General features: G+C 40.0%; 16 protein-coding genes. 10 read left to right on the top strand and 6 right to left on the bottom strand.

Annotated features, from left to right (window positions below):
- Positions 1 to 48 precede the first annotated feature (48 nt).
- Positions 49 to 1353 carry a hypothetical protein gene (locus AAC000_RS20935; RefSeq protein WP_339725594.1) on the top strand — a complete coding sequence of 435 codons (1305 nt, stop codon included), beginning with the start codon at positions 49 to 51 and terminating at the stop codon, positions 1351 to 1353.
- Between the two features lie 181 nt (positions 1354 to 1534).
- Here the strand turns inward: AAC000_RS20935 and AAC000_RS20930 are convergent, their stop codons facing one another.
- Positions 1535 to 1993 (bottom strand): CopD family protein, encoded by a 459-nt coding sequence (locus tag AAC000_RS20930; RefSeq protein ID WP_339725593.1) that lies wholly within the window; start codon positions 1991 to 1993, stop codon positions 1535 to 1537.
- A 274-nt stretch (positions 1994 to 2267) separates the two neighbouring features.
- Here AAC000_RS20930 and AAC000_RS20925 point away from each other — a divergent pair, with 274 nt between their 5' ends.
- Positions 2268 to 2666, top strand: coding sequence for a LytTR family DNA-binding domain-containing protein (locus AAC000_RS20925; RefSeq protein ID WP_339725592.1), 399 nt, complete (start codon positions 2268 to 2270; stop codon positions 2664 to 2666).
- A gap of 125 nt (positions 2667 to 2791) precedes the next feature.
- Here AAC000_RS20925 and AAC000_RS20920 read toward each other — a convergent pair whose 3' ends face one another.
- Both AAC000_RS20920 and AAC000_RS20915 read right to left on the bottom strand, forming a co-directional pair.
- Positions 2792 to 3892, bottom strand: coding sequence for a hypothetical protein (locus AAC000_RS20920; protein ID WP_339725590.1), 1101 nt, complete (start codon positions 3890 to 3892; stop codon positions 2792 to 2794).
- Between the two features lie 364 nt (positions 3893 to 4256).
- Positions 4257 to 5819: an esterase-like activity of phytase family protein gene (locus tag AAC000_RS20915; RefSeq protein ID WP_339725589.1), complete on the bottom strand. Its 1563-nt coding sequence runs from the start codon at positions 5817 to 5819 to the stop codon at positions 4257 to 4259.
- A gap of 217 nt (positions 5820 to 6036) precedes the next feature.
- Here AAC000_RS20915 and AAC000_RS20910 point away from each other — a divergent pair, with 217 nt between their 5' ends.
- The 3 genes from AAC000_RS20910 (at position 6037) to AAC000_RS20900 (ending at position 8403) form a co-directional block, all read left to right on the top strand.
- On the top strand, positions 6037 to 6513 hold the full coding sequence (locus tag AAC000_RS20910) for a hypothetical protein (RefSeq protein ID WP_339725587.1): 477 nt from the start codon (positions 6037 to 6039) through the stop codon (positions 6511 to 6513).
- A 135-nt stretch (positions 6514 to 6648) separates the two neighbouring features.
- The gene (locus AAC000_RS20905; protein ID WP_339725586.1) at positions 6649 to 7641 is read left to right on the top strand and encodes a D-cysteine desulfhydrase; all 993 of its coding nucleotides are present in this window, start codon (positions 6649 to 6651) and stop codon (positions 7639 to 7641) included.
- A 159-nt stretch (positions 7642 to 7800) separates the two neighbouring features.
- The gene (locus AAC000_RS20900; protein WP_339725584.1) at positions 7801 to 8403 is read left to right on the top strand and encodes an HD domain-containing phosphohydrolase; all 603 of its coding nucleotides are present in this window, start codon (positions 7801 to 7803) and stop codon (positions 8401 to 8403) included.
- Between the two features lie 47 nt (positions 8404 to 8450).
- On the opposite strand, the gene AAC000_RS20895 is transcribed toward AAC000_RS20900, so the two are convergent.
- Positions 8451 to 9224: a transporter substrate-binding domain-containing protein gene (locus AAC000_RS20895; protein ID WP_339725582.1), complete on the bottom strand. Its 774-nt coding sequence runs from the start codon at positions 9222 to 9224 to the stop codon at positions 8451 to 8453.
- 368 nt (positions 9225 to 9592) lie between these two features.
- Entirely contained in the window at positions 9593 to 10825 is a 1233-nt protein-coding gene (locus AAC000_RS20890; RefSeq protein ID WP_339725580.1) for a DEAD/DEAH box helicase, read from the bottom strand.
- 436 nt (positions 10826 to 11261) lie between these two features.
- Here AAC000_RS20890 and katG point away from each other — a divergent pair, with 436 nt between their 5' ends.
- The 5 genes from katG (at position 11262) to AAC000_RS20865 (ending at position 19803) form a co-directional block, all read left to right on the top strand.
- Positions 11262 to 13445: a catalase/peroxidase HPI gene (gene katG / locus AAC000_RS20885; protein WP_339725579.1), complete on the top strand. Its 2184-nt coding sequence runs from the start codon at positions 11262 to 11264 to the stop codon at positions 13443 to 13445.
- 403 nt (positions 13446 to 13848) lie between these two features.
- Complete coding sequence (locus tag AAC000_RS20880) at positions 13849 to 14337, top strand: DUF6491 family protein (protein WP_339725577.1); 489 nt, start codon at positions 13849 to 13851, stop codon at positions 14335 to 14337.
- Positions 14338 to 14393: 56 nt separating this feature from the next.
- On the top strand, positions 14394 to 16163 hold the full coding sequence (locus AAC000_RS20875; RefSeq protein ID WP_339725575.1) for a DUF6174 domain-containing protein: 1770 nt from the start codon (positions 14394 to 14396) through the stop codon (positions 16161 to 16163).
- Positions 16164 to 16573: 410 nt separating this feature from the next.
- Positions 16574 to 18214 carry a sensor domain-containing diguanylate cyclase gene (locus tag AAC000_RS20870; protein ID WP_339725573.1) on the top strand — a complete coding sequence of 547 codons (1641 nt, stop codon included), beginning with the start codon at positions 16574 to 16576 and terminating at the stop codon, positions 18212 to 18214.
- Positions 18215 to 18702: 488 nt separating this feature from the next.
- A complete protein-coding gene (locus AAC000_RS20865) occupies positions 18703 to 19803 on the top strand; it encodes a Gfo/Idh/MocA family oxidoreductase (protein WP_339725571.1) in 1101 nt (366 codons plus the stop codon).
- Between the two features lie 292 nt (positions 19804 to 20095).
- Here the strand turns inward: AAC000_RS20865 and AAC000_RS20860 are convergent, their stop codons facing one another.
- The gene (locus AAC000_RS20860; RefSeq protein ID WP_339725569.1) at positions 20096 to 22396 is read right to left on the bottom strand and encodes a TonB-dependent receptor; all 2301 of its coding nucleotides are present in this window, start codon (positions 22394 to 22396) and stop codon (positions 20096 to 20098) included.
- Positions 22397 to 22662 lie beyond the last annotated feature (266 nt).

Below are 22662 nucleotides of genomic sequence, written 5' to 3'. Positions count from 1 at the left end.
AGTCAAAATGGCTCCTGACTTTTAACGAAAAGATAAGGAATAAGGATTATGAATATCGAGACTAATCAACAGCTTATTACCACAGCCGATTTTACTAAAAAACTGATTTTGACATTATTAACGGCCATGTTAATACCCTGTTCAATCAAGGCAGGTCCGATAATTGTATCAGAGCATACTTCACTAGTGACTGTCACCCTAGAAAACCTAAACATGGATATTGACGATTTAAATCTTGCTATAGGCGCAGTGTCGAACGAGGGCGCAGTGCTTGGTTACAACAGTCAATCAGTAAATGACCATCAAATAGTACAAGACTCATATATACGCTATGAAGACCAATTTGGCGCTAATGTTGGCTCTTACGCAGCTATTATAGATCAAAGTGGTAATAGTGATGGGTTTAGTTATGCTTCGAATATTACGTCTGTGAATGCCGCAGGCCAGCGCAGTCCTCTAGTAGGAATGGTTTCAGAAGTAAATACTACTTTTCACGTCACCGAAGACACCAAAGCAAGGGTCAATGTTGCATTGCAAGGTAATACTTTTGCTGGACGTAATTTTGTAGGCTTGCAGATAGACGGGGACGGCGAAAACGGCGAGTTTGAACGTTTGTATTATGCCCCATCACGGTTTGGCTTAGCAGATGGTGTGTCAGGAACAGATAGCTTAGAGGTCACACTTAAACAAGGCTTTACCTATCAGCTTGCGGGGCAGTCTATGGCTACAACTTTATTTAGCTCCCCGCACGATGGTCAAGCGCCACCCTCTAGTTTGGCTTATAGTTTGTTGACCACTCAATCGCTGCAAGGTAACTCACAAGAAAATAGCCTTAAGCCGGCTGCGAGTAATTATAGTGGGGTATTTGGAACAAGCTTTGGTCATCAGTTTTTATTGGATAGTGATGAAGTATTAGAATGGGGAGATAGTGCTATCTGGTTAGATCCTGAAGTGGCCGTTGGTTACGATTATTTGGTGGACGGCGCAGGTTTAATAGGTATAGATCTACCGGAGTTTAGTTTGTTTAATAATCTCACTTATCAGTTATTTGATTTATCAGGTAACTTTTTAGCCGATCTGCTGGCAGGCGACTCTTTTGACTTTTCTAGCATTGTAAGCGGATTTCGTTTGCTGGGTATTGACCCAAATCTTGGCTTAGATCCGTTTTCCCCTGGGTTTACCTTAGGTCTTCGTTTTGGCACGCCAGACAAAAGTACTGTATTAATTTCTCAGCTACCCATAACAACTAACGTCACCGTTAACTCTGTACCAGTTGCAAAGGTGTTTTGGATATTTTTATCAACTGTGGCAATGATGTTATGGATGCGAAGTTGCAGGAGTAGGTGTAGTTAACGGGGCAGAGAAGCTAAATATAAATGGAATTAAAGAGTAATTAGCTAGTAAGTGATTGAATAAAACGAAAGAACCTGCCCCGCAGGTTCTACCACTTATTAAGGCTAATCCAAGCCAGTGAACTAAGAAAACCATCGTCAATAGTGTCAAATCTCATTAATAACTTTATCTTAAATGTTGCTTATAGCGCGATGTAACGCCCAGCTGATGCTATGAATACTGTTAGCAAACCAAGCACTAAATTCAGCAATACCATCTTTCTAATTAGGTTCAGATTGTTTGCTGCATTTGGCCAATCTTCTAGGGCGACTGCGGCTTTTAAACGTTTAAACGGGGCGAAATAAATATGCATAAATATTGCGCTCATGATGTAACCCAAGAGCATCATAAAATGAATGTGTTTACCCACGTTAGTTAATCCATCGAATTGAGCAATCATAAAATGCCCAGTGCCAATTAATAGAATAATGGCTAACCAGACCCAATTAAAAAACTTTTCGAATACCTTAACCCAAAGGGTTAACCTTTGTGGCGGCTCTAATACATCAGCTGCGACTGGCCTTAAAAAGGAATAGGCAAAAAACATTCCTCCCACCCAAACAGTGGCCGCTAAAATATGCAGGCTAATGGCAATAAACATAAAAAACCTTAAATATAATAAAAATGCTCAGCGAATCTAACATCCCTAACTGGTTACGCCAATCTATCTTCACTTGCTTTCATGTTGAAGCGCGTTAATTGAAATAAGAAAATATAAGGGCAGCTCCGTTTGTTTTCTCAAAGTTAATGATATTTATGTTATGAATACCTTCGCACTTGCAACTCAAAGTGCTCAACTAACCCCACAAGTGATCATCATCAGCGCCTATTAATAATATGCCATTGAAGGTTTAGAACTGGACGTAACCGACTACTTGTTAAAAACCGTAAGTGCCTCTCGATTAACCCAAGCCCTAGACAAAGTGCGACGACGTTTAAATACAACAGCGCCCAGTAATACAGACTGCCCAAACTATATCGTACTCAAAGTCGACCGAGAAAAACGCAAGTTTGTTTTGGTCGATATTAGCTGTCTCGAAACCTATGGTAATTACGTTAGGGTATGGCAGGGTGATCAGGTTATTTTGGTGAGTAATACCCTAAAACAGTGTTTGCAACAGTTACCCCAGCATCAATTTGTGCAAGTGCATAAGTCCTTTGTGGTGAATAAACAGCAGGTAATGGCAGTCGATAATAAAGTTATTCGTTTAAATGGGGATAGGTTCATCAAGGTGGGTAAATCCTTTAAGGACCACTTGTTGGATTTATTGTAAAGCTAGGTTCGGCTAGTGCGTTGTTGTGAGAAGGTGTGGCTGTGATCTTCAATAAGGGGATTACTGCAAAATCAATCGATGTTATTTTAACTTCCTTGCCAAATGCAGCAAGGAAGTGTCATCTTTTAACAACTTGGTTTAGCTGGCGCGGTCAACGACCTTGTTGGCCTAAATGCAGCACCGCGAGTAATGGCAACTCGTTTTGCGGCTGTGGCTGATTGACCTTGAGTTAGGCGAACTTGACCGCCTAATTTGTGTGGTCCATCTGTCTCTGTCACAATAAAATTTTCCCAATAAAACAACAGGCACCAATTGGTACAACAATAATCCCAATCAACATAACATTGGGGTTGAAATGAACGTGTTGATCCGGTTATTGGTTCTGCCGAAATATTGGTGACTGTGGCACCGACTAAGTTATCACCCTTAGTGCATTCATCATTACAAGGTGGCCCACCTGCATTGGTTGCTAAATAGGGTTGCGAAGCGAGCCATAATAAAAATATAGCTAAGGCGAGAATGAGGTCTTTTAGTGTTTCAAGATCAATTTCTAATTCAGATATATAATCACCAAGGTTTTCCCCTGCTGCGCCGAGCCGAGTATGAATGCCTTTTTCAGTACATAGATTTTGAAGTGCCAACTTAGGTTTTTGGTTATCTGCTGCTATACAGCATGGGCAATGTGATGACGAGCTGTGCTGTTGTGCAGCAACTTCTGGTTCAAGTCCTGTAAAATAACGCATACCAAATGTTGTCGCTGCAATATTATTGGATAAATTTGTAAACTGTTGCTGAATTACATGAGTTTTATCCATAAGTTCTTGTGTTTCTTTAGGATCTTTAGACAAAGCACAGCCACTACTTAAACTCAATGCGCCTAGTGACAGGTTGTGTCCTAAATTTTCCATTGACTGAATAAGTGTATCCACCATATCCAATCGTAAAATGCTTAAATCCAAATTTTGCTTGGTAAATGCATCCAACATATTTGAAGCAATACAGGCATTAATCGATATTTCGTCTAACCAGCTTGCCGTTGCTGTCTGGTCAAGTTCCGTCAATTTATCTTGGTTGTTTTCAAAATGTAGGCTCAATTGTGATAATTGGTTACTGAGGGATTTTTCTTTGGCCATTGCCGCGGCAGTGCGTTTTAACAATGTCCCCATATTATGGAATACATATTCCCTTGGTGATGTAGTTGCAGGTTTATTGCTTGCTTTGCCCATGATAGTTTCCTCTTTGTTGTATGGACGTATGCAAACTAAACGTCAGCCATTAAAGACTACACAGGCCATTAGCTTGACATGCTAAGTGCTTCACAATTATAGCTGTTATGGGGTGTTACGCCTGTTTGAATAGGCAAGGAATTAAAAGGGAAGCGTTTTGACAATCGCCACATAATAGGCTCAGATGTGTGCCTTTCATTTATGGCGGGGTAAAATATTGAGTACTACTGAAGTAGTATGTTGGTTGTTTTCTGACACTTGATTTGCAGAGAACTCACACCATGTTTTGCACTAATAAACATTAAAACGAAGCCTAGCTGGCCAGCCAGCTAGGCTTCGCGATAGTTTGCTTTTACGCTTCTAATTAAAGATCTAGGTTTTCAAGGATGTACAAGGTATTCCCATCGATCACAGTTTGGCCTGCATCTAAATATTTCTGTTCTAACACACCACCTGAAGCCCAAGTTGCAAAGTCGTCGTCGTTTATGACGCCAATAGTAGATTCGTTAATCAGCCACATACCTTCTAGTTTGTCATGAGGGTATTGCACTTCTGCTACTAAATCAGCCACAAAGGTTTTGGTTACTGGTGTAATGTTGGTTAAACCGCTCCAACCTTCGTTAAGTACCACTTCTTCTAAGGTTTGACCGTCTTTCGTCAAGCCAAGGGTCGCGTCTTGAGTCCAAGGGCCAGAATCAGCGATGCTCTCAAGATCGGTGGCAGCGCTAATATCAATTTTATACAAGTGTTTCATCGCATCGGGATTAGAGGCTAAAAATGCTCCATCTCGTTCAATCACTACAAACTCAGTGGCACTGAGTGCAAAAATACCAGACTGGGAGTTTTGTGCTATTTCTTGCTGGTATAGGTATTGAGAAACACTGCCTGTTTCTGTGTTGACTGTGACGATGCGCACTACATCTAGTGCTTTTACAGCACTGCTTGGGTTGTACATAGTGGATTGCATAATACCTACTAGGGTTTTTTCATCAGGCGTGACTGTTAACCCTTCCATACCGCGATTAGCACGGCGATTGGCAAATTCTGCGGGAAGAGTAAAAGTTACCCTGGCATCATTAGCAAAGGCGTTAATACGTCCAATTTCAGTTCCGTCTATGTCAAAATGCACCATGTGTGGACCATATTCATCACTGACCCAGAAGGTACCATCAGAAAGAGCCACAAGGCCTTCGCCATCTAACCCGTAGTCGTCTAGTAAAATAGGGTTGTTAGTTGCATCGTATGCTTGGCTCATGTCTTCGCGAAGTACTTCAACTGTGCCATCCTCTAAAACTGAATAAGGTGTTTCGCCAGTGCCACCTAAAGCAGAGCTATTAGGTAAACCTGTAATAAAGCTACCATCTGGACGTTTTAGCAAAATTTCTTCGATTATCTTCACATCGCCGTTGTCTTGAATTTCGAATAGGCCGATGCGAGGTATGTAGTCTGCAACTGGAAATACCTTACCCGTGCCGAGTTCGCCAGTATACGCAGCATTCGGTCCACGGTCGGTTAACGCATAAAATTGATTGGCATGAGTGGGGTGTTTGACCATGTCTGAGCCGTAACCACCGTTGCGCACTTCAAATAAAGAGCCAGGTTTTGCGCCATCTTCAATATCATTACGTAAAACTGAGTAGGGCAATCGTGAACCTGCTGTCCCTACGGTGTTTACCTCACAATCAAAAGTGGTGTTTGTTACTTCGCTGTCTGCTAACACATCATCTGCGTCAGCATCTAAACCAGATGTGATTTTAATGCCACCAAAAGAACAATTCGTGTCGCCGAACGCTAGCGTTTCATGACTAACTAGGCTGTTTAAGCCGTTGCTGCCGTCTGCGCCATTTGTGCCATCTTTACCATCATCGCCTGAGCAAGCCGTCAAAAAGGCCAATACGCTTAACGAAATTATTCTTTTGTTATACATGTTTTTTTCCTGTGTGTGTTTAAACCACAAGATCTTAGTGAGGCTTTGTAACAATTTTATTAAGCATTTATGACGGTTGTGATATGCCAAAGGTTGGGGGGCACTGCATTAGTTTAGCTTTAGGGGAGGCGTTCAGGTTTTTGATTAGTTTTTTTGAAAGGATTGTTGCTTTAAAGCTATCTAATCAATATAGAAAATAATTTAAGTTAAACATTTAATGAAAAATACCCTTATTACAGCTTGTATCGTTGGCCTTGTTGCTAGCATTGCATTTATTTTAGTGCAGCCGCTTTTTGGCTTGGCGACCCTAACCTCAAGACACGCCGCCGCCTATATCAACCTTGGAGGTTACAGTGACATAGCAGCACTTTTGCTATCATGGTTTGTACATATTAGCGTTTCAATTTTTTATGCCCTGCTTGCGACAGGCATTTTCACTATTAATCATTCGATGATCGTGAGTGTTGCTCAGGTTATTATTTTAGGTTGGTTTACAACACTTATCGCCACACCCGCGAATGAATGGGTGGTAAAACTCGTCACTACTCAACAATTTCCTGATCTCTCATCCTTGGCGGCATTAAATACGCAAATTGGCCCGAAACTGTGGCTGCACATTTTGTTTTTTGCCTTTGTGCTGGGTGGGTTATTTATTATCAAAAGGCTAAGGGCTGCACAAGAGTCCAAAAGTTAATGTCGACGGTGACATGTCTACCCTTAGGATAGTTTGTAATCTAAGTTGGCTTCTTAAGCATTGCACAAACACAACTAACAATATTTGTTAGGGTGTTGTAAGTTGTCAATTTACCCGCAGAATTCTGGACCAGCTATGCACTATTTAAATCACTTTCCTCGAGTTTCTTTAAGTCACTCTCCAACGCCCTTGGAGAAGTTGCCTCGCTTATCCGATTATCTAAATGTCAACATTTGGGTAAAACGAGATGATTGTACTGGGCTGGCGGGAGGTGGCAACAAAACCCGAAAATTGGAATTTTTAATGGCTGACGCCATTAGAAAAGGCGCAGATACAGTAATTACAGTGGGTGGTTTACAGTCAAATCATGCCAGACAGACTGCAGCTGCAGCGGCTAAATTAGGGTTAGCTTGTGAATTGGTGTTAGAAGATGTCGCAGGTGTTCCACGTCAGGATTATTATCGAAATGGCAATCTGTTGTTAGATCAACTCTGTGGCGCCAAAATTCATCGTCTCGAAACACATCAAAGTAGCGAGCTGGTGGTAGCACAAGTTATGTCAGATATAGAGGCGCAAGGTAAAAAGCCTTATTTAATCCCTTTAGGTGGCTCGAATGCCTTAGGGAGTTTGGGTTATGTAGCGTGTGCCGCAGAAATAGTGAGTCAGAGTCATGCCTTGCACCTTTCATTTGATCAAATAGTTGTTGCCAGTGGCAGTGCCGGGACTCAAGCGGGCGTTTTAGCTGGATTAATTGCTTTACAACAAGATATCCCTGTTTTGGGGATGTGTGTCAGTCGTAGTGGTGTCGCGCAACAAACATTAGTAGAGGATTTACTCAAACAAACCCTTACTTTGATGGAAATCGATGACACTCAAGTAGCTGGTAAAGTTAAGGCTAACGGAGATTACTACGGTGAGGGTTATGGTATCAGCACCGATGAGATGACTCGGGCAGTGCAACTAGTGGCAACATTAGAAGGCTTGTTATTGGACCCTGTGTATACCGGTAAAGCCATGGCAGGATTGATTGACCTTTGCCAGCAAGGTTTCTTTACACCTGAGCAAAATATATTGTTTATACATACGGGCGGGAGTCAGGGGTTATTTGCGTACTCTGACGTGTTCTAACTATCGCTTTTTAGATGTGAAAACAAACAACCATCATAAATTATTGAACAGATTTTACTAGGGTGATTAAACATAGATTGTGTTGTGAGCCATTGTATTTTAAGCTCTTTTGAATCATTTTATGGGCGGCACAAAAAAAAACAAATTATGGAAAATAGTATGAAAAGTCATGTTTTTTTGTACCAATTAATTAATAGTATTTCGTCAATCTTGGCAGTCAATGATGACTATACCGCTCACCATCAAAATAATGTGGCTGTTATTTCACGTATGATCGCCCAAGAATTAGGTTTGAGTGCTTTTGAGGTTGAGGGGATCCGAATTGCTGCGCAAATTCATGACATTGGCAAGTCAGCCATACCTAATGAATTATTGACTAAGAGTGGCAAGCTTAATACCGAAGAATTTGCATTAATAAAAACCCATGCGAGTCGGGCGGAGGAGGTATTAGTTGGCATCGATTTTCCTTGGCCAGTGCTTGATATGGTGCTTCAGCATCATGAAAGAATGGATGGAAGTGGTTACCCCAAAGGGCTAGTAGGAGAACAAATTTGTTTAGGTGCGCGAATTTTGGCTGTTGCTGATTTAGCGGATTCGATGATTAATCCACGTCCTTATAGAGGGGCGCTTGGGTTACAGGCTGTGCTTGAAGAACTTAACACTTATTCGCAACTTTACGACACAGAAGTTTGTAACACATTTAGAAAAATAGTGTCAGATGGAGGCAGTCGCTTATTTGCTGCTATTGAAATTGTGTCTTAGTCTGACTCAATGATGAAAGTCCAGATACGCTTGGTTTATTGGTAAAGTTACTGCAGCGGCTCTTTTTTGGGGCTGTCATTGAAAAATTGCGAGGGTATTTCTAAGCCATGTTTCTTAAAGTATTTGTCTATATTGTTATTTTTTCGGTATTTCAGCATTAAACTGGCTACGTCATCATATTGCTTCATTGCTGCAGAGCTTTTTGGGATGCTAATGTACAGAGGGTTATAAAAGGTATCAGAAAAAGAACTTTCCTCGAATCGGTTTTCAAACAATTCCCTGTTATGCGATGCTGACGAAACCGCTATATCAATTCGATTTAATTCAAGCATAGAGACGAGTTGCTCGGTTTTTTCCACGAAGATCATTCTTCTCGTGTCTAGCTTTGCAAATTTTGGTGAATAAAAAACACCTCGAATCGCCCCCACAACCACTTTTTCTAAATCTTCATATGAATTGATTTCTGATGTTAGAGCGGGTGATTTGAAAAATGAGAGTTTTCTCATTCGATCGGCATATTTAATTGGACGAAGAATCAATTCTCGTTCTGGTGTCATCGAGTGACGAATAAGTAGATCAACCCGACCTTCTTTAGCATCTTTTAATGAACGTAACCAAGAAGCATTTACCCAAATAATGTTGTGGCCAAGCTCGGTAAAAATGTCATTAACCAACTCAGGAACTGCACCTACACATTTGTTATCTTTAAAATATAATTCAGGTGGGTAATCTCGACAGTGAGCGATAAAGTCTTTAGCCAAGAGGTAGTTGGGAAACATCGCGGTGATACAAATCATTAATATCAATGATATTATTTTCATTTAAGCCGCCATTGTTTAATATTGAGTTGAACATTAAATTTTATTTGCTAACCAACAATTAATAAATTAAATAGCATGATCTATATGAACAATTATTGACTTGAAGCAATAAATAGATGAAGTTTTTCACCTAATCTCAACGAGAATTAAAAGACACTAGCAAGTTGCCATTGCGTTGTAAACATTGCACCGTAGATTACTAATCACACACTAATTCATGTTTTTTGGATCTTTTTAGGCTAGGAACTTTTTTCAATTTTACAGTTGTAGCAGCACAATTGAAGACTATTATCCTGTGCTGCCAAACCTATTCTATTAACCTTATGGCGATCAATATCTGAGCTTTGTTTGACCTCAGATTGCAACAATTACTTAGATTTTTTTGTTGTTTTGATGCCTAGGGCTTTCTTTCTGGCATGTTGTTTTTGTTTGCCTTTACTGGGCCTTTTGGCTGCTTGATAGTGTTTAGTTAAGTCGGGTTCATAACCGGGGAACCATTGTTGCAATAATACACTATCGAGCACTTTTTCAACTGCTTCGAGTAACCATTCTTCCTTTGGACTCATCAGGGAGATCGCCAGCCCAGTATTTCCGGCTCGACCTGTTCTGCCAATACGGTGTATGTAGTCTTCTGCCACGTAGGGTAATTCGTAATTGATCACATACTTTAGATCTATGATGTCAATTCCTCTTGCTGCAACGTCAGTAGCCACTAAGGCTCTGGTTTTGCCTTGTTTAAATTCCGCGAGTATTCTTTCTCTGGCGCCTTGTGATTTATCGCTGTGAATAGATTGAGATTGAATGCCGTCTTTACACATCTCTTTTGCTAATTCATCTGCAGTTTGTTTAGTGCGGGTAAAAATTAAAACTTGATGCCAATTTTTAGACCCTATCAGAAATGAAGTGAGTTCTCGTTTACGATCGCTATCGACTATATATACCACTTGTTCGACTTGTGACGCTGCAGTATTACGTTCACTCACTTCGATTAATACAGGATCATCAAGTAGGTGTTTACTCAACTTAAAAATAGCAGCGTCAAATGTTGCCGAAAACAATAAGGTTTGCCTTTTTTTGGGGGCTTGAAGCAAAATTCGGTCAATTTCATCTTTAAATCCCATGTCTAACATACGATCCGCTTCATCAAAAACAAGAGTTTGTAACTGACTTATATCGACACTTCCTTTAGCGATAAGATCTAATAATCGTCCAGGTGTAGCGATTAAAATAGTTATGCCTGCCGCAATTGTAGTTATTTGCTGGTTAATGCTGACACCACCGTAGGCAACTGCCACCTTCAACGGTGTATTTTCGGCATAACGCAGAAAACTTTTATACACTTGTTGTGCTAGCTCTCGAGTAGGGGTTAACACTAATGCACGGATTGGCCCTAGCATAAGCCTATGGCTAAGCAGTTGTTGCAAGATTGGTAAGGCAAAAGCGGCAGTTTTACCCGTACCTGTTTGTGCACCTGCCATCACATCTTTCCCGGCAAGAATCGCTGGGATGGCCTGTAGTTGAATTGGTGTTGGGGTCTCGTAACCTAATTTCTTTACGGCATCAGTTAGGCATTGATTTAGTGCTAACGAAGAAAAACTCATATATGACTATCGCTTTTTTATTACTGGTTATTTTTAGGTCATTCTCCCTCGAAGCATTAATGTCGAAGGGGGTAAGCATTTAGAATAATGCTATTGCCATTGTACTGCTATTTTCAGTGGGCGTAGAGCAACTAATTTTTTTTCATTGTAAAATTTAAACTAAATTTAGCTGTGTTTGCAGTAAAGCAAAATTCAACATAGTGATTTTTGTTGGGTTTTTAGTCTAGAACAAGTGTTCCTCATAAATTGAATCAAAGTGCCAATATTCGCACTATTATTGACTGAACTGAGAAGCTAAGTTCTTTAATAGGACTTTACTATTAGTGCAATCAATATCCTTCATTGGAGCAAAGATAAGTATTAGTGCTACCTTTGTTAGGACTTAAGTTGGTATGCCAACTTAACTAGGCGCATACAACACTAGGAAATAAATAATATGAGTGATATCGAAAAATGCCCTGTAATGGGCAGTGGCGGTAAAAAGAAGTCAGTCACTTCTAAAAATGAGTATTGGTGGCCCAATCAGGTTAACCTAAAAGTGCTTCATCAGAATACCAGTGAATCAGACCCTATGGGCAACGATTTTAACTATGCTGAAGAATTTAAAACACTAGATTTAGACGCGGTAATACATGACTTAAATGGGTTAATGACGGACTCACAAGATTGGTGGCCTGCGGATTATGGCCATTACGGACCATTTTTTATTCGTATGGCATGGCACAGTGCAGGTACCTACCGCACAGGTGATGGTCGTGGTGGTGCTGGTACTGGCAATCAACGTTTTGCTCCTATCAATAGCTGGCCAGATAACGTTAACTTAGATAAAGCCCGTCGATTACTTTGGCCTATCAAACAAAAATATGGGCGCAAAATCTCTTGGGCTGATTTGATTATTTTGACTGGAAATGTTGCTTTAGAATCTATGGGATTTAAAACCTTTGGGTTTGCAGGGGGCCGTGCCGATATATGGGAGCCTGAAGAAGATATTTATTGGGGCCCAGAAGGAGAGTGGTTAAATGATGAACGATACAAAGGCGACCGTGAACTAGAAGGTAACCTTGCTGCGGTTCAGATGGGATTAATTTATGTTAACCCTGAAGGGCCAAATGGAGAACCAAGTGTTTTAGCATCGGCTCGAGATATTCGTGAAACATTTGCACGTATGGCAATGAACGACGAGGAAACGGTTGCGTTAATAGCAGGAGGGCATACTTTTGGAAAAGCCCATGGAGCTGGTGATGCCGCCAATGTAGGCGCAGAGCCAGAAGGGGCCAGTCTTGAAGAGCAGGGATTAGGTTGGAGTAGTGCTTACAAAAGTGGCAAAGGTGGCGACACTATATCGAGTGGCTTAGAAGGGGCTTGGACTAACACTCCGACGCAATGGGACAACAGTTATTTTGATATTTTATTTGGTTATGATTGGGACATGGTAAGAAGCCCAGCTGGCGCAATACAGTGGGTACCAACAGATCCATCCGCAGCCAATGTGCCAGATGCACACGATAGCAGTAAAAAGCATTTACCTATTATGTTTACCAGTGATCTGGCATTACGTATGGATCCTGAATATGCCAAAATTTCTCGTCGCTTTCATAAAAATCCACAAGAATTTGCCGATGCATTTGCTCTCGCTTGGTACAAATTAACCCATAGAGATATGGGGCCGTTCTCTCGCAGTCTTGGTAAATTAGTACCTGCAGAAGCGCTTATTTGGCAAGACCCTGTGCCCGCGGTTGATCACGACTTAATTGACGAAGCAGATGTAGCACGCCTTAAAACTGATATTTTAGCGACTGGCTTGTCTGTCCATCAGTTAGTGAATACTGCATGGTCATCCGCTGCAACGTTTCGTGGCAGTGATATGCGTGGTGGTGCCAATGGTGCGCGTATTGCCCTAGCTCCTCAAAAAGACTGGGCTGTCAACAATCCACCGCAGCTTGCTACAGTACTGGCAGCACTAAAAAGTGTTCAAAGTAACTTTAATGCCACTTCTGGTAGTAAAAAAGTGTCACTGGCCGACTTGATTGTACTGGCGGGTGCAGCTGCAATTGAAAAAGCCGCTAAAGAGGCAGGAAGTGATATTAGTGTGCCATTTTCACCAGGACGTACTGATGCGCTACAAGAGCAAACTGATATTGAGTCTATAGCCGTACTCGAACCTATTGCCGATGGATTTCGTAATTATATTTCAAGTAACACACAATTTGAACCAGGGGATTTGTTAGTTGATCGCGCTCAGTTGCTTAACCTAACCGCGCCTGAAATGACGGTACTAATTGGTGGGCTGCGTGTATTAAACGCTAATACTAACGGAATAAGCAACGGTGTGTTTACAGATAAGCCTGAAACCTTGACGAATGACTTTTTCGTTAATCTTTTAGACATTAATACTAAGTGGAACAAAACCGGTAAAAATGCCTATCAGGGCAATGATCGTAATACAGGGGCAGCGAAGTGGAATGCGACTGATGTTGACTTACTCTTCGGCTCTAATTCAATTCTACGGGCTATTTCTGAAGTGTATGCTTGTGCTGATTCATCAGAAAAATTTGTTGCGGATTTTGTGAATGCTTGGAATAAAGTCATGAACGCAGACCGTTTTGATTTAGTTGAATAAGTGTTTAATCTCTAGAATATAAAATAGAAAGTAATAAACAACAGGCGCTTCAATAGAAGCGCCTTTTTCGTTATTTAAGATTATGACGGTGATTTTCATAATCGTTTTTGCGCCGTGATTGCTGAGAAATTTCGCATGGCGTCTGTGGCATAGCTATGATTCACCATTAGTATCAGTGGTGAATAGGTAGAAAGAGATTAGGCCCGCAAAAAAACTAATTCAAATAGTGTAGGTGGGCAAGGTTGTAAATTCTTTGATTATTGCATCCGTAATAATCTTAGCTACTTTGGGCTGTTCAACTCAACCTTCTGATTAAGTCTTGAGAAAACTAAAAAAAGTCATGTTTAAGAGGTATAGTTAATTTTTGATTGGCCATTGAGATAAAGCGTTCAAGGAGAAAGGAATGACTTTTTTTAAATATTGTTTCACCCTAGTTATCTTTTTTAGTTTGAATTCTTGTACAAATTTGGATGTTAATCTTCCCAGTTATGACGAGTTGTTGAGAGCTGAAACCGGGCAAAACGGCAGAGCCTGTGTTCGTCAAAATACTATTCGCGGTTATGGCATGCTTGAAGACGACGTTGTTAGTATTAATGCAACTGGTAAAAATCGTTATTATTTAGTCACTACCTTGTTTCAGTGCCAGTCATTGCAAACAACTTTTGCTGCGGGATTTAAAGGCGACTTCTTTGAATTATGTGGTGGTAGTCGCGACAAAATCCTGACCTCAGAAGAGTCTTGCCCCATTAAAAGTATTTTTGAATTTGAGTCCCGAGAAGCAGCGTTTTCTGCCTTTGACAACGTAAAAAAAGTTCGACAAGACTTAAGAACAGAAGCGAAAGAAAAAGCCAAACAGCTTAAAGATAATAACAATGATAATCCGGCTAAATAAAAGGTATGTATCCTAGGTCATTAGGTTTATTTTCTGTTTTAACCTAAGGATTACAAATGATTACAGAAATCCAAGTTTTCCTAAGCTATATTATTTACCAACTTAGAATCAATCTTGTTATTCCTATGACTTATTTAGTTAATATGGCAAAAAAAATCAATGTGAAATTTTCACAGAACACTATCTGTTCAATAAGAAAAGTCATTGTATTTCCTGTGATATTAAGCATTTTTGTTAGCGTATCAGGGTGTAATGGCACAAATGACAAAGTGGAAGTTGCTGGGGTAGCAGTGAATAATTCTGCTACTGAGCTTGCTTTGTTGCAAAGCGCTAAAACCAAATGGGAAAGCCAGTCAGGGCAATTCTATACCATTCAAAGTCAGCGTTTTTGTGAATGTGTTGACGAGTTGTCTGCACAAATGGAAATTAGTGTCTCAGACAATTTAATCTTATCCGCATTTGATATTGATTCTCAGCAAGCCATTTCAAAAGAAGTACAGCAAGAAATTAAGACCGTTGATAGTTTGTTTGAATTGATCGAAATAGCGATTGCAGACGAAGTCTCTATAGAAGTCACCTACAATGAAGAATACGGTTACCCTGAAACCGCAAAAATTGATCTTGAACAACTTGCTTCTGATGGTGGCCTGTCTATCACCTTGTCAAATCTTGAGATAAAGGACTCGCTATTGGCACTGGATAACGTCACTTGGATGTTAGAAGCTTTTGATAGTATTGCTGGCCCACAACCCGTTATAGATGGGTCAACTGTATCCTTATCCATTGATATGGATTCTATGCAAATTAGTGGTAAAGGTGGGTGTAATAGCTACAGTGCCGACTTAGTGCTAGATGAAAAGAATAACAACATTTCAATTTCTAGTGTTGTAAGTACTGAAATGGCTTGTTCTGAACCAGAAAATATCATGCAGCAAGAGATGAGTTATTTCGCTACTTTAGCTCAAGTGCAGTTTTATTCTTTTGAACTAGCCACGTTGAATATGGTTGTTGGTGGTGATTCGGGTTTGCATTTTGTTGCCAAACAACACGCAGTAGCAGCGCCAATAGTTGAAAACCCATCAAATGAGGCGAGTGCATTGCAGGCCGCTAAAAAAAAGTGGGCCAGCAATTCGGGGCAATATTATACGATTCAAAGTCACCGATTTTGTGAGTGTGAAGACGAAGTATCGGCGCAAATGGAATTGAGTGTATTAGGTGATTTAGTTATATCTGCAGTTGATATTGCTTCAGGCGACGAAATATCCAAAGAAATACAGCAAGAAATTAATACTGTTGATGGCCTGTTTGCTTTAATTGAAAAAGCGCTAGCAGACAATATTTCTATCGAAGTGATTTATAATGACGATTATGGTTATCCTGAAACCTTAAAAATTGATCTAGAGCAAATTCCAGTTGATGGTGGGCTGTACATTATTTTGTCGAATTTGGTCATTAATGACACCTTATCTGCATTGGATGACGTAACGTGGGAACTAGAGGCCTTCGATAGTATTGCAGGTCCCCAACCTATAATAGACAACACTAGTGTTTCCTTGTTCTTTGATATGTTGAATATGCAATTAAGTGGCTCGGGAGGTTGTAACAGCTATAGCGCAGATTTTGTTATCGATGAAAAGAATAACGACCTCACCATTTCCAACGTTATCAGTACTGACATGGCCTGTACTGAACCTGAAAACGTCATGCAACAAGAGCAAGATTTTTTCGCAACATTAGCGAATATACGCTTCTTTACGCTTAATCAGGCATCGCTGAGCTTATCTGTAGGCGGTGATTCAGGTTTACATTTTGTCGCGGTAGACTAGTCCCTAGGGATTTTATTCCTAGATTTGTTAGAGCCTTGATCCAATCCCTATTATTAAACAGCCCAACAAATTGGGCTATATCATTCTAATTAAAGCCATAATTTGGGCTTTTTCTGCGTTTTCGATTAAATTTTTTACATTCAGATAATTTATCCTCTACTTGTTCGACCTTAATTAGCACAGTCAAATAAAGCCGTCTAACCCGCGATAAATAACGTTTACACCAGTTTCCTGAGCGCAATTCTTTAAGCGCTTGGATATAAATAGTGTTTTTTAACAGTTACAAATTTTATTCAACGTTATATATTAAATTTTCATAATCCTAATACATTGAGTATTTTATGATTTTTTATAGCGTATTTTAAAAAACGCGTTAACTGTAGTGTCTAAAAGTAAAGGTTAAAGGGTAAATGAAAGGCGAGCATCATCATTTAGAAATTGAACATAAATATTTGAAAATTGTGAGTCAATTTACGATGGATATCCTATCTGCAAATACTGACCAGGATATAATCGCGCTTTTATCAGACACGCTACTTAAAGAACTCCATGTTGATGATCTTGAACTCTATTCTTTCGATCCACAAAGTAAGATGCTATCTCTCAAAGAGGCATTTGTTGATAAACAGTCGATTCTGAATGATGTGTTGGTAAATCCGAAAATTCCTTTAGGGGAGGGGATTATTGGCAGTGTTGCCGAATCAATTGGGATGGAGTACATCAAAGATTTGCGCCAGCATAGCCATTTTGTGCCCAACACCTCAGGGCATTTATCGGCTCTAATTGTGCCTATTTATGCTGATGAAAAATTGCTTGGTGTGATCTATTGCGCAAGCAAAAATGTTGCCGATTTTGGTACTCAAATACAAGCATCGTTACATGTGATTGCATCTATTACCGCTATCAAATTGGAAAAAAATCGAGCAATAAAGCAACTGCAACATTCTATTGAAAAACTCGAATACAGTGGGAAAATTCAGGATACTTTGTTTGAGATTGCTGAGTTGATCTTTGAAACATCCAATATGCAGGAATTTTATCAACGATTGCATCATTGCATAGGTAACTTGATGTTTGCTGCAAATTTCTTTGTGGCTTTGGTAATAGACGATGGTAAGGCTATTACTTTGCCCTATGCAGTAGACGAAGTAGATGAAGTGCCACCTGATGAAATTATTCCAATTGATAAGGATAAGCCAAGTATCACAGGTTATGTACTCAATACTAATACGCCATTATTGGCAAGCAAACAAAAAATGCAATCCATGATAGATTCCAATAAAGTGTATATCAAAGGATCTTTACCTAATGCGTGGTTAGGTGTGCCATTTGGTGAAGCACCTTTACATGGCGTAGTAGTGGTACAAAGTTATGATGACAAAATTACCTTCACAGAAAAAGACGTACAATTATTAAGTTTTGTGGCGCGGCATATCCGCAATGCAATAGAGCGGATGCAAGCGCGGGCAGATTTGCAGTTTTTAGCACAGCACGACACACTCACTAAGTTGTCGAATCGTTCCTTGTTTAACGATAAGGCCGATCATGCGCTAAACAAATGTAGACGGCAAAGTAATAAAAATATGGCGTTGTTATTTTTAGATTTAGATAAATTTAAACACATCAACGACACTTACGGTCACCATATTGGCGATCTTCTGTTAGTTGAAGTCGCAAACCTAATTAAAACTTGTATTCGAGAAACGGATACCTTAAGTCGGTTGGGGGGGGATGAATTTGCGGTTTTGCTTGAAGATATTATTTCTGTTGAATGTGCCAAAAAAATAGCGAACAAGATAATCAAAGCCATTCAAGTACCGTTTATCTTGGATGATATTCAAATTAATACCTCAATCAGTATTGGTATCGCATTTCAGAATCACCCTGAAAACACTGTTGAATCTCTGATGATTAGTGCAGATAAAGCCATGTATCAAGCAAAACAACAAGGCCGTAACAGAGCGGTTATACACCAAAGTGAACTTCACTCAAAGAAGGCTGCAACCCACCTTATTAAGCGGGATGTGCTTAAAGCAGCATTGAAACCTTAGTTTGAATTTACAACTCTTAACTTGCATGTAGTGAGATTGTTTCTACAACAACGTTGATAGTCTCATGCCATGTGGAGTGGGAGACTACCCACAAGCTTTACTGACACGGCAGCAAGTTTAAGTATCCTTGCGAAACTTATTTAACAACTCAGACTAGTCATAGTTTATTTTTATAAGCGGCTTATTTTTTGATGACTAAAGTTTGTTTATTGATTAATTAATCAATGTCTTTGCGCACGAAAATGCGCCAATTGACTGGTTTGCGGCCAGCTATTAAGTGCAAATTAACCCCCTTTTTGCCCTAAAAGTTAAGGCAAATTTCAGTCAATGATGAGCCGAGTTCATTAGCTGCAATAGATCCTCATGACACTGCATACGTTTGCATATTACCTAATTAGTTAAAACCTATTACTCTACTCACAAGCGTTTCAAACTATCGTCTTCAACGAATTTATTCTGGTTAATTAATTTAAATACGGGTGTCTAATATGAAAAAAGCTGCACTTCTACTTCTAATTATTGGGGTTATCTTACCAGTTCAAAGCGCTGAAAAAGCGCTACCCATAGCGGTAGTTGGGCTGACACATGTACACCTAGCTTGGGTGTTTGAGAGTGAAAAAAGGGGGGAAATAGAGATTGTGGGTCTAGTGGAGTCTAATTCAGCACTTGCTTTGCGATTATCTAAACAATTTGGTTTTGCAATGAGCAAAGTTTACTCTGATATCCCAACCATGATGAAACATGTTACGCCTACTGCCGCGGTAGCCTTTGGTAGTATTTATGAGCATTTGGAAGTGGTTGAAAATATGGCGCCTTTAGGTGTGCATGTCATGGTTGAAAAACCTCTGGCAGTTAATAGCGAGCATGCCCAAAAAATGTATAAACTGGCAAAAAAGCACCAAATTCAGTTGCTGACCAATTATGAGACGTCTTGGTATCCAAGTAATTATAAAGCCTATGACATTATCAAAAGTGGCGAGCTTGGTGATATTAGAAAAGTGATTGTGCGTGATGGGCACAAAGGGCCGGGTAAATTAGGTTTACATGACGAATTTTTAGAATGGCTATTTGACCCAGTACAAAATGGAGGTGGGGTGGTAATTGATTTTGGCTGTTACGGAGCCAATCTTTCTACTTGGTTAATGGAGGGGCAAAAACCGTTGTCAGTGACAGCTGTCACTCAGCAATTTCAGCCTGAGTTTAATCCCAAGGTTGAAGATGAGGCAACTATCGTACTGACGTATGCACAGTCTCAAACTATTATTCAAGCGTCTTGGAATTGGCCTATGGGTCGCAAAGATATGGAAATTTATGGATTAACAGGTGCTGTGTACGCTGACAATAGCCAAGAGTTAAGAGTACGTTTAGCCAAAGATTATGATGGTTATGATGAAACAATTGAAAAACTACCAAAGTTAACAACTCCCTATAATAGCCCTTTCAGCTACTTGAAAGCGGTAATTGAAGGCAAAGTAACAGTAAAGCCCACCGACTTATCTTCCCTTGAAAACAATATGACTGTTGTTGAGATTCTAGACGCCGCCAGAGAAAGCGCTGATAAAGGTCAAACTGTCTACTTGCGTCAATAAAAACTTGTTATGAAATATTGTTGGCTACCGGAAAACGAGAGGCTAGTGGCGGTGAACATCTTTAATTGTACGCAAGGTTAAGTGGCTAAACATTGAATAGCTAGGTGCTTAAACTACGACGCTTTGTCTTGTCCTAGCAACTGACGCTGAAGCAGATTTTATCGAACTATAGTTTTGAAGCCATTCCCAATTTAGTCGATCCAAATACGCACGTGGTAACGTTTTAACGGTATTCATAAAAAAGGCGTCCAAGAACGCCTTTGTTTAAATACCTGTGATTACCAAGTAGGCATTAATAAAAACGTACTTTTGCTTCAATTCCAAAAATTCGTGGTTGATTTACAATACCAGTTAAGTTATTGAAATCTATTGCACCTTTTAGGTTTTCTTCGTCTGTAATATTACGTCCGAATAGGGCTATGCTGTAATCATCGGCAAAATTTTCGTAGGCAATTCTTAAACCGCCTTCGAAGTTGTCATTGGTTTTGAATTCAAGTGAGCTATACAAAAACAAATTGGTTTTACCTTGAAATGCCCAATCTGTGTAGATAGAGAGCTCTGCATCATCGCCAATAGGAAATGCGTAGCGTGCAGTAAAGTTGAAGATAGTCTCTGGAGCTTGAGGAAACGGATTGCCATCAATTGATACCCTATAACCATCAACACTTGGATCAATCACAGTGCAATTGCCTGTGAAGTTAAAACTAGGATTTGCACCACAAGGTAAAACAGTTAATGAATCATCCTTAATTTCAGTATGATTAAAACTGTATCCAGCCGTTAAGGTGAGATTGTCGGTAACAAGATACTGTGCATCTATTTCAAAACCATATCCTGTGCCTTTATCTGCATTGATCAGTGCCGTGTTATTGGCGCCACCGCCTATGGCCGAAAATTGGATATCATCAATTTCGTAATAAAAAGCAGCCATATTTAGACGCAAGGTATCATCCAATAAGTCTGTTTTAGTGCCAATTTCATAGGAATGGATGGTTTCAGAATCTGCCACTGAAGGCGCACCTTCAAATGCTACATCACGCCCCTGAATAGTTTGTGCTCGGAAACCGTTGGCAACTCGGCTAAATAACGAAGTGTTTTGGTCAATTTTGTAGTTGGCACTTAGCTCCCAACTGACTTGGCCGTCATCTACATTAATATCTTCATAATCTTGAACAGATGCAGCACCAATAACTAAAGCAAAACCGTCGACATTTTGTTCACCTACAACCAGTGATTTTTTATCTTTGGTGTAACGTACGCCACCAGTCACGTTTAATTTTTCATTCACATCATAAGAGGTTTGCCCAAATACAGCCCAAGTGGTGTTGTCATGAAATACAGTGGTGGCGCCAAAGAAGCCATCTATACTGGTCACATTAAAAGAGGACTCATAATAAAATGCACCTACTTGCCAATTGAGTGCTTCGGTAGTGTCACTCGCGAGGCGAAATTCTTGTGTAAATTGTTCAAGGTCGTCCAAGTTATCTTGCGTCACGGCACTAAAAGCAATGTTGCCAGGATAAGTTAACTCAGTTGTGCCGTCGCCATTAATATCAGCCGCTTCGGATAGGGTAACACCACCATCTATGTCTCCTAAACTCGAACCTTCTGCATTTTCAAGGGCAGTGATACTAGTGAAATTCATTTCTTCTAGGCCAAATTCTAGCTTTAAAGAAGCGCCGTAGTTTTCATATGTTTGTGGATTATTGTCAGCTCCGTTACCGTCAATGTCTCCGTCGTAATAGACTACATCACGGTCGAAATTCTGGTTTAGATCATTGCTTCCTTTAGTCAGTATGTTGGCGCGAAACACCGATGCAGTGCCATCAAGCTCGCGGCCATGGACACTTAACAATGCAGAAAAATCATCAGATGGTTCAAAGGCTATTTGTCCGCGCCAAGCCTTTTCATCAAAGCCACCAATCACATCTTTTTGACCTGTAAAAGCATTGTCAATCCAATCATCTCTGTCTTGTGATAAGACTGAGAAACGTCCGGCTAGATCCTCGCCAAGGCTACCGCCAACAGCTCCTTCAAGATTAATAGTACCTAGATTGCCTACACCGAGTTTTACGTAGGCATCAAAGTCATCACTTGGTTTGACTGAATCGAATTTGATAATGCCCGCAGTAGTATTACGTCCAAATAAGGTGCCTTGGGGCCCACGTATAACTTCTACTTGTTCAATATCAAACAAAGGAAAACTTTTTAATATCACGTTTTCTTTAACTATATCGTCCATCACGATAGAAACGGGTTGCGATGCGGCTAAGTCAAAATCGGTATTGCCCAATCCACGTATATAAAAGCGCGGAGCCACGCGACCGTTTGATGTTTCAGCATATAATCCTGGTACTCGGACGGCTAAGGCTATAATGTCTTCGCCCCCTGAAAATATGCTCTCAAATTGTTCACCGTTTAAGGTAGCGATTGAAATAGGTACTTCTTGTATGCTTTGGGTACGTTTTGTTGCGGTTACAGTAATGGATTCCAAAGCACGTTCACTTGTTTCAGTTGCTTGTGCAAAAGTGAATTGGCTAACAAGTGCAGCATGGATACCTAGTACTAAGGCGCTTTTTCTTAATGTTTTCATGAGTGTCCAGTAGTCGTAGTTTAAATTGAAGAATGTGTTTTATTTTTGTTGGTAATATTATTTTACTTTCAATGTCTATTGCACCAATTGCGCGCAAGCATAACAGAAATGTTATAAGTGTTAAATTTGTGTTTCATTGTGGCGCATTTGCCACCTAACATTGTGCTTTATGCTGTGTTGCATAAGTCAGTTTAGTTGAAATTTATTGTTTTATTTCAAAGGTATCGATATTTTTATAGGGGGCTGAATAGCAGGTTAGAACTCTT

The sequence above is a fragment of the uncultured Paraglaciecola sp. genome (assembly GCF_963977085.1).
Lineage (GTDB): Bacteria > Pseudomonadota > Gammaproteobacteria > Enterobacterales > Alteromonadaceae > Paraglaciecola.
Note: the sequence above shows the minus strand (reverse complement) of the source record. Positions and strands in the feature narration are given on the sequence as shown.